This window comes from Microbacterium candidum (assembly GCF_030315975.1).
Classification (GTDB): Bacteria; Actinomycetota; Actinomycetes; order Actinomycetales; family Microbacteriaceae; genus Microbacterium; species Microbacterium candidum.
The window spans coordinates 535,302-550,957 of record NZ_JASXSZ010000001.1 but is presented as its reverse complement, the minus strand read 5'-3'; the positions used below and the strand labels follow the sequence as shown (position 1 = coordinate 550,957).

The window sequence follows — 15,656 nt, the reverse complement described above, 5'->3', positions numbered from 1 at the left end:
TGCCGATCAGATCGCCGGGCGGCCGTGGCCGGTCGCCGAGCGGCCGGACGGGTTCGCCGCCGCCTGCTTCGACGCGCCGTCTTCCAGCGCCTTCGCGAGCCCCTGGTCGACCTTGGTGAAGTTCTCCGTGATCGCGCCGACGGCCTTCTGCAGCCCCTCGACGCTCTCGGTCATGTTCTTGCGCTTGTCGTTCCACCGGTCGGCGAAGTCGCGCACCTTGTCGGCGAGGTGATCGTCTCCGGTCGCGTGGGCGACGTCGTGCGAGAAGTCGGACGCGTTCTTGAACTCGTCGATGACCGCCTGCAGGTCCCGGTGCAGCTGATCGAGGCGCTGGAGATCGAGGATGAGATCAGACACGCGTTGCTCCTTCCGTCCGCTCGCTCACAGTAGGCGCGACCGGAACGGCCGCGCGATGGGGAGACATCCCCATGGGTCACCCCACCATCGGCAGCTGGGCCCTTTCGTGCCCGCCCTTGGCGATGTACACGCCGCGGCCCGGGGGGAACTCGGCGCGCTGCATGCGCGGCAGCGGGGTCTTCAGCAGCAGGTCGCCCTCGAGGGCCTCCGGCTGCAGGAGGAGCCCGCGGCGCCCGTTCTTGACCTCCGCCAGCAGAGGCCAGCTCGACCCCCACGCACTCGTCTCGGCCTCGGCGAGCATGAAGTGGTCGCTGCGGCGCACCGCCTTGATGAGCTCGACGAGCGGCATGTCCGCGGACGACTGGAGGTAGTCGCCGATCGCCTCGACGAACACGCCGATCCTGCCCTCGGTGTCGGGGTCGGTGATGGCCGCCTCGAGATTGCGGGCGAGGGATGCGGCCTCCTCCGGCGATGTCGCGGTCGCTGCCCACGCGCGCGCCCGGACGAGCGGAGATCGCGCGCCGCCGATGAAGTACAGGCGGGCGGCGGGGTCGAACCGGCCGAGCGCCTCGGCCACGGCGGCGATCGCCGTCGTGCGACCGCTCGCGGGGGGACCCGCGAGCAGCATCGTGCCGCTCGGCTCGAAGCCGAGCGCGCCGAGGTCCGACTCGCCGATGCCGAGCACCGGACGGCCGCCGGCCGACGACGGCAGCTCGGACTGCGCGTACTCGACGGGCATCGCGCCGATGCGCGGGACCTCGGAGACGCCGGCCCGGCGCATGGCGTCGGCGAACTTCGCCGTGTGCGCGGCCTGCTCGGAGACGCTGCGCGTGCCGCCGAGGACGGCGAGCTGCGTCTCGTACCCGTCGACGACCGCGCGTCCGGCCGGCGACGACGGCGACAGGATGTCGCCCGGCACGTCGAGGAGCGAATAGCCGTCGTCCGCGAGGCGCAGGACGACGCGCTTCTGGATGCTGGAGGCCACCGAGGTCGGCACGGCGCCCGCGCGGTCGGCCGTCATCGCGACATGGATGCCGAGCTGCCGGCCGTCGCTCAGGACATCGCGGAACACGTCGTACCACTGCGAGCGGCCCGCGGCCGTCTCGTAGTCGTCGCGGAAGTTCGGGAACCCGTCGACGAGCAGCAGGATGCGGGGCTCGTCGGGGCGGTTCGCGAGGCGCCGGTACTCGGTGATGCTCGCCGCGTTGGCGGCCGCGAATCGCGCCGCACGGTCTTCCAGCTGGCCCTTGAGCATGCGCAGCAGGCGGATCGTGCGCTCCGCGTCGTCGGCGCCGATGACGGCTCCGACGTGGGGCAGCTGCTCCAGCATCCGGAGCCCGCCCGCGCCGAAGTCGAGGGCGTACACGTGCACAGGGCCACCGCGGGGCGTGATCGCCGCGGCGCACGCGAGGGTGCGCAGCGCCACCGACTTGCCCGATCCGCCGGTGCCAAAGATCGCGATGTTGCCGTCGGTGTCGGGGTCGAACGAGACCGGCGCCTGCTGCTGCCGCTCGGGCATGTCCGCGACGCCGAGGAGCAGTTGGGCGTCGGTGCGCTGACGAAGGAGCGACAGGTCGTAGACCGCCGCCAGCTCGTCGAGCCACGGGCGGCGCGGCGCCGGGATCGAGGCGACGCGCTGGGCACCGCGCATGGATGCCACGAGCCGCTGCTGATCGGTCGGGCCGGGATCGCGCGGGGCCGCATCCTCGTTGCGGCTCGGCTCCTCCCAGCGCACCTCGCCGCCGAAGCGGAGCTCGGCGACCTCGACGGCCGCCTGCTCGGGCTCGCGGCTCGTCCAGCCGCCCGCGTAGCCGGACTGGAAGAGGGCAAGGCGGCCGGGGCCGGTCTTCGCCATGCCGCGTCCGGGCAGGCCCGGGTCGAAGTGCGCGGCATCCTTGACGCCCACGACGTCGTCGGAGTCGGACTCGTCCGCCATACGCAGCGCGACGCGGAGGTTGGTGTTTGCGCGCAGGTTGTCGCGGATGACGCCCGCGGGTCGCTGGGTCGCCATGATCAGGTGGATGCCGAGCGACCGTCCGCGCTGGGCGATGTCGACGACGCCGTCGACGAACTCCGGGACCTCGCCGACGAGGGCGGCGAACTCGTCGATGACGAGGACGAGCGCGGGCGGGCATTCCGGGTCGCCGCGCTTCTCGAGCTCGAGCAGGTCCTTCGCCTTCTTGCGGTTGAGGAGGTGCTCGCGGTGGTGCAGCTCGGCACGCAGGCTCGTGAGGGCGCGGCGGACCAGGTGCGGGCTGAGGTCGGTGACGAGACCGACGCAGTGCGGCAGCTCGACGCAGTCGGCGAAGGCCGAGCCGCCCTTGTAGTCGACGAAAAGGAACGTCACACGGTCGGGGCTGTACTCGGCGGCCATGCCGAGGACCCACGCCTGCAGGAACTCCGACTTTCCGGCGCCGGTCGTGCCGCCGACGAGGGCATGCGGACCCTGGGCGCGCAGGTCGAGGTGCATCGGGTCGACACCGGCCGAGCCGACGATCGCACGCAGGCGCCCGGCGCGCCGCGGCGCGGGAGCGGTGCCCGAGCGGTCGTGAATCGACGCGTTCTGGCGCCAGCGGTCGACGACCGCGTCCGAGGACTCGGCGAGGTCATGGCCGAGGAGCGTCACGAGGGAGACGGTGCGCGGCAGGTCGCTCGAGTCGACGGCGAGGGCGCCCGCATCCACCACCGCCGCCATGCGGCGCGCGAACTCGAGAGCGTGCGCCGTGGGCACCTGCTCGGTGACGACGTCCTCGATCGTCTCGCCGAGACGGACGAAGCCGACCGTGGCGATGCCGGGACGCTCGCCGAAGGCGACGTAGGTGCGGCACGCGGCGGGGAGGGAGGCGGTGTCCCCCGCGATCCAGATCGGGTAGACGCCCGCGTCCGCGGCGCGTTCGGTCAGCTGAACGAGGCGGGCGCGGTCGACGGCGGCGTCGTCCGAGATGAGCACGACGACCCCCGGGACGGGCGCCTGCTGCGTCTGGTCCTCCTGGCCGACCTTGCCACCGCGGGTGAGGGCCGCGGCATCCCGCTCGATCGCCCCGCGAGCGGCGGCATCCCGCTGCTTCAGGCGCGTCTCGACGAGCTCCTCGAGCGCCGACAGCAGCGTGCCGGAACTGGCCGCACCGTCCGCGAGGTGCCCGCCGCTGATCGGGCTCTGCGCGGACGTCGTGTGCGGCATCCACTTGAGCCACTCGAGCGGGGCGGACCACGCCGGCGTCACGATGGCGGCGACGACGAGCTCGGCCGGAGAATGCAGACCCGTCAGCTGCACCAGCACCGAGTTGACCGCACCCGCCGCCTGGTCGGGCGTGCCGGCGATGCCGAGCGCGCCCGCGTCGTGCAGATTGTCGATGATCGGCACATCGGGGATCGTGCGGTGGTCGTCGACGATGACGTCGAGGCGCTCCTGGAACTCCTGGAGGATCTCGCCGCGGTTCGCCGTCTTGATCGTGTTGCGGCTCGGCATCGCGCCGACGCCGAGACGCACATTGAGGAACGACCAGTGCTCGGGGCGGCGCGTCCACAGCATCGGACCGCGCTCGAGCGCCTGCTGGTAGGTCTCGAGGGTCGACGGCGACTCCTGGTGGCGCTGCGTGTGCTCGCTGACGCGCTCCTCGCCGAGCAGCGCGCTGAGGCTCGCGAGGCGCTCGTCGAACACGGCGATCGACTTCTTCAGCTTGCGCTTGTCGCGCGACCGCGTGTTGAGGTAGTTGCCGACCAGCATGACGGGCGTCATCGCGACGAAGAGGAGCGAATACGGCTGGTGGGTCGTGAAGAGCATCACGCCGCCGAGGAGGAGCGGGATGATCATCGCGAGGAGGGGGAACGGCTGGTTCTCCTTCTCGGTCGGCACCTCGGGTGCGCCGAACTCCTCGCCCGCGTACCGCGCCTCGACCTTCGGCGACCGGTTGAAGAACACCGGGCCGGCCTTGACCGGGACGACGCCGGAGACGATGCGGGTGGGCGCGACCTCGACGACGAGGGTCGAGTCGCCGACGAGGAGCGTCTCGCGGCGGTCGACGCGCACGCGCTGGACGAGCCCGCCGTCGACGACGAGACCGTTGGCCGACCCGAGATCGACGACGTCCACGACATCGGATGCCTCGAACCGGATGTGGCGCTTGGACACCATCGGGTCGTGCAGCTCGATGTCGCACGCAGCGTCCCGGCCGAGGATCGTCGTGCCCGCGGAGAGCGCGAACTCGGCACCCGCGTCCGGACCGGCGATGACGCGCACGCGCGCCACCGCGGGGCCGTCGCCGGTGGGTGCGGCGCCGGCCTCGACGAGCCCGACGGTCGCACCCGAACCGATCGGCGATTCGCCGATCGGGGCGTCGGGCGGGAGCACCGCGGCGGCGCTCTGGCCGGGGACGGTCGCAGCGAGGGTCAGCGGTCCACGGCCCTGACGCACGAGACGGTCGCCGGTCGGGTCGAGTCGCGCGATCGCCTCGGCGACGTCGGAGATGGATGCCGCGGCATCCGTCGTCACGACGATGTCGGCGGGCGGACCCGCGACGCGGTTGAGGGTCAGCTTCAGGCGCACGTGTTGCCTCTCGGGGTCACGATTCGTCGGGGTCGGCGGAGCGCGCCGGGTCGTCGAGCAGCGGAAGGTCGTCGCGGGTGACGAGCCGCGCGGCGACGGCGTACTCGACGAGGCGCACACGGCGGTTCGTCGCGTACGAGCCGACGCCGCCGCGCAGGCCCGGCACGCCGATGCGGTCGAGCTTGTCGCACACGTTGTCGAGCTTGCGGTTGAAGCGCGTGATCGTCCAGCCGAGGCGCGCCGCTGCGTTCGCCGACGTCGGCAGCTCGCTCATGCCCGCGCCCTCGCGGCGCAGGATCGGCTCGGCGAGCGCGAGGATCATGAGCCGCTGGCTGAGCGTCAGCGGCACGTCGCCGATCGTCGACTGCCCGTCCGACTCGTCGAAGACGGGCGCAGGCCGGAAGGTCGGCTCGGCGGCATGGATGGTGAGCTCGTACGTCGTGGCGCCGGCGCTGAAGATCACCGTGGTCGTCGCGAAGACGATCGGCAGGCGGGCGCCCGGGGCGAGCCAGGCCTGCACGCGGCCACCGCCGTCGGTGACGGTCGCGGCGAGACGGCTGCCCACGTTCGACAGGACCCAGAGACCGTCGGCCCGCTCGATCGTCAGGAAGTGGCGGTGCAGGAACGGGTTGTCGTCGATCTCGAGGTCGCCCTCGCGTCCGACGGTGAAGACGGCGTCGGGGTCGACGTCGAACAGCTCGCCGGCGAAGTCGACCGTCAGGGCGCTCATTGAGCGCATCCCGTCGTGTCGGCCGATCCGGTGCCATCCGGATGCTTGACGCTCACCGTGATGCACGTGCGGCCGGTCGGATCGGCGGGCACCGTCACGGTGGTCTTGTCCGTCTGCGCCAGCTCCGTGTCCTGGCCCGGCACGGTGACGCCCCACAGGTAGGTGTCGCCCTTGTGCGGCTCCGGGTTGGTCCACGTGAAGGTGACGCCGTTCGGCCCGACCGTCCCCTTGAGGTCGGTCGGCGCCGCGACGTACCCGGACAGCGGATCCTGCGGCTGCGCCGTCGCCGACGAACTCGGCTTGGCGGCGGGCTCGCCGCCGTTCAGCAGGGATGCGACCACCACGATGCCCGCAATGACGATGACGGCGGCCCCGGCGATGAGGACCCACATCAGGCCTCGCCTACGGGGTGCCCGCTCAGCGGACTCGGGCTCGACCACGGCCGGTGCGGCGGTCTCGAACATCGACGGCGTGGGAGACACGGAGACGGGCGGACGGACGACCGTCGCGTCGGACGCCGCGGGCGCGGCAGTCGGGGCCGCATCCCTCCGCACCGTCTGCTCCGCCTGCTCGGTGAAGGCGGGCACGCCGGCCGGGCCGCGGCGCACCGTCTGGTCGACGGCGGGGGCCGGGCGCGACACCGGAGTCGTGAGCGCCGAGGGCCGCGTGTGGCCGGCCGCGGGCGTCGTCTCCGGGTTGATGCTCATGACGCCGCGCACGCGGGTGCGGCCGTCGTCCTCGTCCTCCTCGATCTCGTCCGGAACACCGTCGTCGAGGATGTCGATCGGCGTGACGGAGTGCGCGAGCTCGATCTGGACGGTCTGCAGCGCCCGGGCGAACGCGAGCGCGCTCTCGTACCGGTCGGCCGGGTTCTTCGCCATCGACCGCTCGAGCGCGTACTGCAACGACGACGGGATGTCGGCACGGCCGATCGCCGGCAGCGGCAGCGTCTCGATGCGCTCGATGAGGTCGACGCCGGAGTTGCGCTGCCCGGGCAGCTCGAACGGCGACCGGCCGGCGAGGAGCGAGTAGACGGTCGCGCCGAGGGCGTAGACATCGGAGCGCGCGTCGCTGCGCGGGGTGTCGGCGAACGACTCCGGCGGCGACCAGGGGATCGACAGTCCGGCCGACTCCCCCGCCGCGCCGCTCGTCGACGCGATGCCGAAGTCGGTGAGGGCCGGCCGGTTGTACTCGGTGACGAGGATGTTGGCGGGCTTGATGTCGCGGTGGAGGACTCCGGCGCGATGGGCGGTCTCGACGGCCGCGGCGACCTGGATGCCGACCCGCAGCGACTCGGCGACCGAGAACGCTTCGCGCCGATACCGCGCCTGCAGGTTCGGCTTCGGGCAGTACTCCATGACGAGGTACGGACGCCCGTCGCGGGAGACGCCCGCCTGATAGATCGTGACGATCGCGGGATGCGTCGACAGCATCGCCATGACGTTCGCCTCGTCAGTGAACTCCTGCACCGAGGAGCTCGAGATGCGGTCGGTGAGGAGGACCTTGACGGCGACGTTGCGGCGCGGGAGCTCCTGCTCGTACAGGAACACGTCGGCGAACCCGCCCGACCCGAGGACGTCGAGGTACCGGAAGCCGGGAAGATCGGGCGGCGCCATCGGGGCGCGTGCCGCGCTCATGCCGTCTCCTCGATCGTGACCGTCACCCCGTCGCCGAGGTCGACGACATCCCCGATGACGACCACCGTGGACTCGCCGGGATGCAGCCGCACGGGGTCGCTCCCCGGCCGCAGCAGCATCGAGCCGTTCGTCGTGTGCAGGTCGGTCGCGACGATGGCACCCGCATCCACCCGCAGCTCGAGATGGCTGCGAGAGATGTCCTGCTGCGGGCTGTCGACCGCGACGAGGTGCGGCAGATCGGTGCCGGAGACGCGGGTCGAGCGCGGGCGGCGGCCGATGACGACTGTCCGGTCGAGGTTCAGCACCTGGCCGGTGGACAGCCGGATGCGCGCCGGCGCCGGAAGGCGCGGCGGCGCGAGGGGCGCGGGCGGCTCCTGACGTTCGGCGCGCAGCGCACGCGCCTGCGCGATCGAGATCGTCGCTCCGTCGTGGTCGCCCTCGTCGAGTGTCGCCGGTGCCGGCGCTTCGTCTTCCGGCTCTTCCTCGGGGCGGACCGCCGCATCCTCGACGGACCGCACGATCGTCGCGCCCCACAGGTGGTCGTATCCCGCGGTGTCGGAAGGCGGCTCGGGCCGGGCGTCCGCCGTCTCCAGCGGGAGGAGGGTGTCGCCCGTGTCGCGCAAGCCCGCGGCGGCGGAGAGGACGGCGGCGGAGTCGATCATGCTCGCCGCGGCGGGCGCCTTCGTTGGCGCCGGGGACGACCCCTCGACAAGCTCGGGGACCGAAGGGGACGACCCCTCGACAAGCTCGGGGACCGAAGGGGACGACCCCTCGACGGGCTCGGGGACCGAAGGGTATTTGGATCCCGGGACGGACTCCGCCGATGCGACCAGCGATGAACCACCGTTCGACGACCCCCGACCGGTCCCCGAGCCCGTCGAGGGGTCGTCACCCCGCGAGGCAACGGACGACTGCTCGATCCCCACGCCCGCCGAAATACTCCAGGAGACACGGGACGCGAAGACGATGCCCCCTCCGGCGGGAAGGACGGCATCATCCTCCGATCCGGAGACCGCGACGGTCACAGAGGTGGCACCCGGCAGTGCCCGCTCCACCCAGGTGCTGACGTCGCCGGCAGACAGCGCTTCGGTGCCGGCCTGCACCGTGACACCACCGCGCAGGGCGATCCGGACGCCGCCCTCCTCGGCGAGCGCGACGGCGAAGTCGGGCAGTCGCGTCAGACCCGCTCCGCTGGCGTCGGCGATGAGACCGAGCACCGAGCCGAGGTCGGCCGCCGCATCCAGACCGCGCCAGACCGTGGTCAGCGCGGCGAGTGCGAGATCGGCATCGACGACCACGAGCGCGCGGGCGCTGACGATGGCCGCCGCGCGGCCCGGTGCGTAGAGGGCGTTCATGAGGCCACCTCCGTCGCGCCCGCTCGCGGGCGCGTGTCGCTGTCGGCATGCGCTGCGAGCGACGTCCGTGAGACGCCGCCCGGGATCGTCGCGACGTCTTCGTCGCCCCGGATCCGCACCGCGGTGACGTCCACGACGAGCGCCGTGACATTGTCGCGCCCGCCGTGATCGATCGCCGCCTGCACGAGACGCTCCGCGGCCGTCTGCGGGTTCGGCTCCGCACGGAGGATCTCCGCGATCGCCTCGCCGTCGACCTCGCCGGACAGGCCGTCCGAGCACACGAGCACGCGGTCGCCGCGCGAAGCGGGAAGCAGCCAGAAGTCGGGTTCTGCAGCACTGCCGGCGCCGAGCGCGCGCGTGATGACGTTGCGGCGCGAGTCGTGCGCGGCGGCGCCCGGATCGAGCTGGCCGAGGTCGATGAGCTCCTGCACGACGGAGTGGTCGACCGAGATCTGCTCGAAGTCGCCGTCGCTGAGGAGGTACGTGCGCGAGTCGCCGAGGTTCACCGCGAGCCAGTAGCCCTCGCCCTCGATCTCGGCGACGACGACGCCCGCGAGGGTCGTGCCGGCGCCCTCGGAGCCGCTCGACTCCGACAGCTCGTCGACGCGCACCCGTGCGCGGCCGAGCGCCGACTGCACGTCGTCGATCGTGACGCTCGCGCGTCCGACGAGCGTCGTGAACTCCTCGATCACGATGGCGCTGGCGATCTCGCCGGCCTGATGGCCGCCCATCCCGTCCGCGACGATGAAGACCGGCGCGGCGCTCAGATGCGAGTCCTCGTTCACCTTGCGGCGCAGGCCGATGTCGGTCGCGGCCCCCGCGACGACGGTGATGGGCGCCTCGGCGCGCGCTGCGGAACGGCTCGACGCGTCGGCGAGCGGGACGGGGGTGGATGCGGTCGCGCTCATGCGACCGCCTCGACGGTGATGGAGCGGTCGCCGATCTCGACGCGGTCGCCCGCCTGGAGGCGGAAGCGCTCGCCTGCAGCCAGGGTCGTCTCGGTCCCGCCGCGGAGCACGACGGTGCCGTTCGTGGAGTGACGGTCGGTGATCCACGTGCCGTCGGTGCCCGCATCCACCTCGAAATGCGTCTTCGAGAGGGACAGGGTCTCGTCGCGCACGGCGACCGCCGTCGCTCCGTCGGCCGCGGGATTGCGGCCGAACACGGTGCGTGCGTAGATCGCGGTGTGGGTCCCGTCGTCCCACACGAGGGCGAGACGGGCCCTCGCGGATGCCGCTGCCGGGGCGGACGCGCGGGTCGCGTCGAGGTCCTCGTCATCGGTGGTGCTCACGAGCGACGCCGCCGCGGAGGCGAATGGGGAGGCTGCAGAACGTGCCGCGGTCAGCAAGCGTTCGGCAGCGGTCCCCGAGCTTGGGGCCGCGCGCCCGGAGGCTCCGCTCGACGCGCCAGCGGCGAGTGGAGTGTGCGTGGGGAGCGAGGGGTCGTCACCACCGCTCGACGACGACCCCTCGACGGGCTCGGGGACCGGCAGGTATTCGACGCTCGGAAGAGACTCTGCCGGGGCGACGGCCGCCGACGACGTGCCGGGCACGCTCGAGATGATCCCGCTCGTCACTGGAAGGACGCGACCCGCCGGAACCGGCTGTGGGGCCGGAGCGGCGGTCGCGGCATCCTGAACCGGATCGGTGTGCGTGAGGTCAGCCACACTGCCCGCGCGCATCGTCGGGAACGTCGTCGGGGGGGCCGTCGAGCCCGGCGCCGCAGACGCGGCGACGAACGGGTTCGCGGCGGAAACGGCGGGCACGGGCACCGGCTCCTCCGCCGGGGCGGATCCGCCGCGGAGCGCGGCGAAGAACGGATCGGTCTGCTCGGCCGCGGGCGCCGACGCCGACGCCGCGAGGAACGGGTTCGACGGCGCCGCAGGAGCCGCCGCGGGCGCCGCGAACAGCTGCGACGCAGCGGGCGCAGCCGCCGCACGGTCGACGACGACGGCTCCGGATGCGAGGTCGTGCCATCCGCGATGGCGCGCGCTCCCGTCGAACAGCGGAGTGAAGTAGCCCACGACGATCGAGCAGGCCGCAGCCCACACGATGTTGCGCAGCAGCGCGCGCCAGAAGCCGATCCGCTCGCCCGTCTGCGCGTCCGCGAGCGCGATGTGCAGCAGCCGCTGGCCGATCGACCCGGTGCCCGCCTGCATCGCGGTGTAGACCATCGTCCACGCGAACAGCACGGCCATCGTGAACAGGTAGGCGAGCATCACACCCACCGCGGCGGTCACCGCGTTGGCGGGCGAACCGCCGATCGCGACGAACACCGCGCCGAGGCCCATCGCGAGAGCCCCGATGAGTCCCGCGATGACGGCGTCGATCGCGTACGCGCCGGCACGCCGCCCCAGCGGGGCGGCGGCGACGCCAGGAGGCGTCAGGGTCATGGGCGTTCCTTCGGGACGGTGCCGGGAGGCGGAGGGGTGGTGTCGGTGGATGCGGGGCGCCGGCCGCTGCGCAGTGATCGGATGCTGAGTCTGGCACCCAATCGGCGCCAGAACGACCGCTGCGCCGTCATCCCGCCGACGATCTCGTCGACCTCGCCCCAGAACCGGGCGATGTCGTCGGGCGTCGGCTCGGACGGGCCGAACACCTGTGCGTCGGCCTGCCGGGCGAGGGTCGCGACCGCGGGCTGGTCGAACGCGGAGGCGACGGTCGCCGCATCCTCTCCGCGCGTCGCGCCCGATGCGAGAGGCGTGCCGAGGTCGAGCGCGCGGTCCATCAGCTCGTCCCAGCCGCCGCTGATGCGGTCGCTCGGGCGCGCGGCGTCCTTGCGCCTGCGGCGTCGCGTCCCCTTCACGATCCCCATCGCGACGAACGGCGCGAGCAGCACGGCGATGACGGCGAGCGTGCTGCCGCCGACGGTCAGCGCGGTGCCGATCCAGCCGGGCAGGGTGTTGTTCTTGTTGTCCTTGCCGCGGTCGTCGGGAATGCTCGGCGGCTCGTCGGCCGGCTTCTGCGCGGGCGGCGGCGGCTGCAGCACCTGCGGCTTCGGCTGCTGCTTCGGCTTCGTGGTCTCCTGCGTCGGGACGCGGTCCTTGTCGGGCGTAGGGTCGAACGGCACCCAGCCGACGCCCTGGAACGCGACCTCGACCCACGCGTGCAGCGTGTCGCTGTCGGCCTTGAATACACCCGAGGCAGCGGCGTCCTTCGGCGCGTGGAAGCCGAGCACCACGCGCGCCGGGATGCCGAGTTCCCGGGCGAAAAGGGCCATCGCGACGGCGTACTGCTCGTCGTCGCCGACCATCTGGTCGGCGCCCAGCATCGCGGAGATGCGCCCGGCGCCGTGGCCGGCGAGCGAACGCGGCTGCCCCTCGAGCCCGTCGCTGAAGTACCCGCCCTCGGCGAAGTGCTTCTGCAGCGCGCGGACCTGCGCGATCGGCGTGCTCGCGTCGCCGACGGCCTTGTTCGCGAGGTCGGCGAACGCCTGGGGCACGCCCTGCTGCTTGGGGAGCGTGACCGGCGCGAACGGCGTCTTGGCGAGGCTCGCGTCCGACGGGACCGACGGGACGACCGCGTCGATCTCGTACGCGTCGCCCTTGTGCAGCGGTGTCGTGTCGACGGCGGTCTGCGTGGACGCGTTGTAATACGCCGCGCGGCGGAGGGCGTCGGCGTTCGGGCCCTGGAACGTGATGCTCTGCGCGGCGCCGACACCCGGCATCCACACGCCGCTGTATCCGTCGATCGTGACCTTCACCGTCGCGGGGGTGCCCGCGGCTGAGCCGGACATGTCGGAGCGCATCGGGATGAACGCGCTCGAGGATCCGGCACCGGCCGAGGACACGTCGTACACGGTGCCCGAGTACGCATCCATCGCCGCGATGCGCACGCGCGCGCCCTTCGGGAGGCCCGACACCGTGAAGAGCGGCTCCTTCGTGTAGTCGCGCACGTAGCTTCGGTACGACTGCAGGGGGCTCGCGTACTGGTGCACGTCGAACGGCGGGATGACGACGTCGCGCAGCACATACCGCGTGGTGGGTGCCGGGGCGATGGCACCGGCCGCGACGCCGGACCCGAGTGCGATGGCGAGGATGCCGGCACCCGCCGCGATGCGGCGTCCGGCTCCGACGCGGGTCGGGGCGCCGTCGGCGGAGATCGCCGCGGCCACGGCGGACGGGGCCCACGCCTGACGGATCGCGAGCCACGAGATGGCGACGACGCCGAAGACGACGCCCTGAGCGATCGGGAACGCGGGCTCCGAGGCGCCGAGGGCGATGCCCGCGGCGAGGTAGGCGGACGCGGGAATGAGCGCCCACGCGGGCGTGCGCAGGCGCAGGCCGAGCGAGCCGACGAGCACCGCCGCGACGAGGCTCAAGAGATAGGGGACGACGAGGAAGCCGTCGGTGGCGGGGACCGGCAGCGGCGTCGTCAGGAGGATCTTGAACGACTCCACAGCGCCGATCGCGAGTCCGCGGAACGTATCGAGGGTCGGGATAACGCCGGCAAGCGCCGTCGCAGGAAGTGCGAGCGCGCCGAACACGAAGTACACGACGACGGTGGCGGCCGCGACGAGCAGCACGCCCCAGCGGAAGCGCGCGCCGAGTGCGGCGATCGCGAGTCCGAGGACCGCCGCGCCGACGGCCGCGGGCAGGTAGGCGGGACCGCCGAACGTCGTCCAGAATCCGGCGATCGGCACCGCCAGCAGCAGCGCCGAGGCGGAGAGGTCGAGCGCCCAGCGGCGCGCGGAGAGCGGCTCGGCCGCACGCCGGGCGGGAGCAGCGGACCGGGCGCGACGCGCGCGGGTGGGGGCGTCCGTGGAGGTCGCGGTCACGAGAGCACCTTCGCGAGGGCGGCGGGAAGCTGGTCGAGCGCGCCGATCGTCACGACGTCGGCATCGCCCATGCGGCGCAGGGTCGGCTCCGCGCCGAGGTCGGCGACGAGTGCGAGCACGCGGGCGCCCTGCGGCGCACGGCTGGATGCGGCACGCAGGCGCGCCGCATCCACCGCGGACCCCGCCACGAGCACGACGACGGCCGCTGTCGGCAGCGTCGCGACGACCGTCGAGGCGAGGTCGTCGATCGACCCCTGCCGCGGCTTTGACGGCTCGAGCCGGGACAGCCCGTCGAGGTACTGCTTGCCGGTCTCTGCGGGGATCGTTGCGCCCTGCACGTGCACGTCGAGGCGTCGGGAGTCCTTGAGGGCGCGCAGGCCCATCGACCCCGCGGCCGAGACGCCGAGCTCGAACTCGTCGGAGTCGCGGTAGTCGGCGGGGTTGCGGCTGAGCCCGATCGCGAAGTGCGAGCGGCGCGTCTCCTCGTACTGGCGCATCATGAGCGTGCCGGTGCGGGCCGTCGAGCGCCAATGGACGTGGCGCAGGTCGTCGCCGGGCGCGTACTCGCGCAGCGCATGGAACGACACGTCGTCGCGCGAGAGGTCGCGCGCCGCCATCCCCTCGAGGTCGCGCACGAAGCCGAGCGACTGACCCTCGAAGAGGACCGTGCGGGGATGCACGAACAGGTCGACCCCCTCACCGCGACGCTGCACGCGCTCGAAGAGGCCGAGCGCATCGCCGCGGACGACGCTCACCGGGCCGATCTTCAGCACCCCGCGGCGCGCGGTCGGGACGGCGAACAGCTCCTCGACGGACTCCTTGGCCGCGAGCCGCTTCACGCCGAACTCGCCACGTCCGGCGCCTACCGGCAGCACGACGCGCGAGGGCAGGATCGCCCGCGTCCCCTCGTTCGTGAGCGTCAGCGAGCCGACGGCCCGCTCCCCCACGACGACGCGCGTGCGACCGAGGTCGAGATCGACGCCGTAGGTCGACCGGCCGATGAGGAACAGGATGCTGAGCAAGAGCGCCGTCGTCACGACGACGGCCGCGATGAGGAGCTCCTGCCAGCCGAGCGCCGCGCCGAACACCCACAGGGCGACGGCTCCGGCGATCAGGATCCACCCGATGGGACGCACGACCCCCAGGACCGCGCGGACGCGACCAAGGACGCTGGATGCCGCTGCTGACGCGGCCTCCCGCCGTCCTGTCGCGCGGCTCGCACCGAGAGTCTGCGTCGCCATCACGCGGCCGCGCGCGCCTGCGGCGCCGGGATCTGCTCGAGCACGCGCGCGACGACCGCCTCGGCGGTCGTGCCGGCGAACTCGGCCTCGGGCTCGAGGACGAGACGGTGCGTCCATACGTGCGCGGCGAGCGCCTTGATGTCGTCCGGGACGACGTAGTGGCGGCCGGCGGCCGCGGCGACGACCTTCGCGATGCGGACCATGGCGATCGCGCCGCGCACCGAGACGCCGAGGCGCGTGGCCTGGTCGTCGCGGGTGGCCTGCGCGAGCTGCGCCGCGTAACGGAGGACCGCGGCATCCACGTGCACCGTCGAGGCGAGGTCCGCCATGTCGGCGATCGCGCTCGTCGTGATGATGGCGGGGAGGTGCGCCGACGGGTTGCGGTCGGCGGCGCCGGCGAGGATGCGCTCCGTGACATCCAGGGTCGGGTAGCCGATCGACGTGCGCACGAGGAAACGGTCGAGCTGCGCCTCGGGAAGCTTGTAGGTGCCCGCCTGCTCGATCGGGTTCTGCGTCGCGATGACGAGGAACGGGCGTCCGACCTCGTGCGGCTGGCCGTCGACGGTGACGCGCGACTCCTCCATGACCTCCAGCAGCGCCGACTGCGTCTTCGGCGAGGCGCGGTTGATCTCGTCGGCGAGCACGATCGAGGCGAAGACCGGCCCGCGGTGGAACTCGAAGCGGTGGCTCTGCTGGTCGTAGATCGTGACGCCGGTCACGTCCGAGGGCAGCAGGTCGGGCGTGAACTGGATGCGGGTGCTCGTGCCCTGGACGGTCGCGGCGAGCGCCTTCGCGAGGCTCGTCTTGCCGGTCCCGGGGGCGTCCTCGAGGAGCACGTGGCCCTCGGCGAGCATCGCGGAAAGGACGAGGCCGACGACCTCGCGCTTGCCCATGAGCGCCTGGTCGACGTTGTCGACGAGACGCGCGAAGGTGCCCTGGAACCAGGCGGCCTGTTCGGGGGTCATTGTCATGAGTGGGATCTTCCGTTTCTGGGGAGAGCTGGGAGTGAGGATG

At 72.7% G+C, this 15,656-nt stretch carries 10 protein-coding genes; all 10 read right to left on the bottom strand.

The window, feature by feature from the left end; translation table 11 throughout:
- Positions 1-6: 6 nt before the first annotated feature.
- Positions 7-357, bottom strand: coding sequence for a hypothetical protein (locus QSV35_RS02570; protein WP_286286403.1), 351 nt, complete (start codon positions 355-357; stop codon positions 7-9).
- A gap of 76 nt (positions 358-433) precedes the next feature.
- Positions 434-4,903, bottom strand: a complete 4,470-nt coding sequence (locus QSV35_RS02565; protein WP_286286402.1) for an FtsK/SpoIIIE domain-containing protein — start codon at positions 4,901-4,903, stop codon at positions 434-436.
- 16 nt (positions 4,904-4,919) lie between these two features.
- Complete coding sequence (locus QSV35_RS02560; protein WP_419956809.1) at positions 4,920-5,633, bottom strand: FHA domain-containing protein; 714 nt, start codon at positions 5,631-5,633, stop codon at positions 4,920-4,922.
- Positions 5,630-7,270, bottom strand: coding sequence for a serine/threonine-protein kinase (locus tag QSV35_RS02555; protein WP_286286398.1), 1,641 nt, complete (start codon positions 7,268-7,270; stop codon positions 5,630-5,632). The genes QSV35_RS02560 and QSV35_RS02555 overlap by 4 nt, the downstream gene beginning before the upstream one ends.
- Complete coding sequence (locus QSV35_RS02550; RefSeq protein ID WP_286286397.1) at positions 7,267-8,625, bottom strand: FHA domain-containing protein; 1,359 nt, start codon at positions 8,623-8,625, stop codon at positions 7,267-7,269. The genes QSV35_RS02555 and QSV35_RS02550 overlap by 4 nt, the downstream gene beginning before the upstream one ends.
- Positions 8,622-9,533: a PP2C family protein-serine/threonine phosphatase gene (locus QSV35_RS02545; protein WP_286286395.1), complete on the bottom strand. Its 912-nt coding sequence runs from the start codon at positions 9,531-9,533 to the stop codon at positions 8,622-8,624. Before QSV35_RS02545 ends, QSV35_RS02550 begins: the two co-directional genes overlap by 4 nt.
- Complete coding sequence (locus tag QSV35_RS02540) at positions 9,530-11,017, bottom strand: RDD family protein (protein WP_286286394.1); 1,488 nt, start codon at positions 11,015-11,017, stop codon at positions 9,530-9,532. The genes QSV35_RS02545 and QSV35_RS02540 overlap by 4 nt, the downstream gene beginning before the upstream one ends.
- The gene (locus QSV35_RS02535; protein WP_286286392.1) at positions 11,014-13,401 is read right to left on the bottom strand and encodes a transglutaminase-like domain-containing protein; all 2,388 of its coding nucleotides are present in this window, start codon (positions 13,399-13,401) and stop codon (positions 11,014-11,016) included. The genes QSV35_RS02540 and QSV35_RS02535 overlap by 4 nt, the downstream gene beginning before the upstream one ends.
- Positions 13,398-14,642, bottom strand: coding sequence for a DUF58 domain-containing protein (locus QSV35_RS02530; protein WP_286286390.1), 1,245 nt, complete (start codon positions 14,640-14,642; stop codon positions 13,398-13,400). The genes QSV35_RS02535 and QSV35_RS02530 overlap by 4 nt, the downstream gene beginning before the upstream one ends.
- Entirely contained in the window at positions 14,642-15,613 is a 972-nt protein-coding gene (locus QSV35_RS02525) for an AAA family ATPase (protein WP_286286388.1), read from the bottom strand. Before QSV35_RS02525 ends, QSV35_RS02530 begins: the two co-directional genes overlap by 1 nt.
- Positions 15,614-15,656 lie beyond the last annotated feature (43 nt).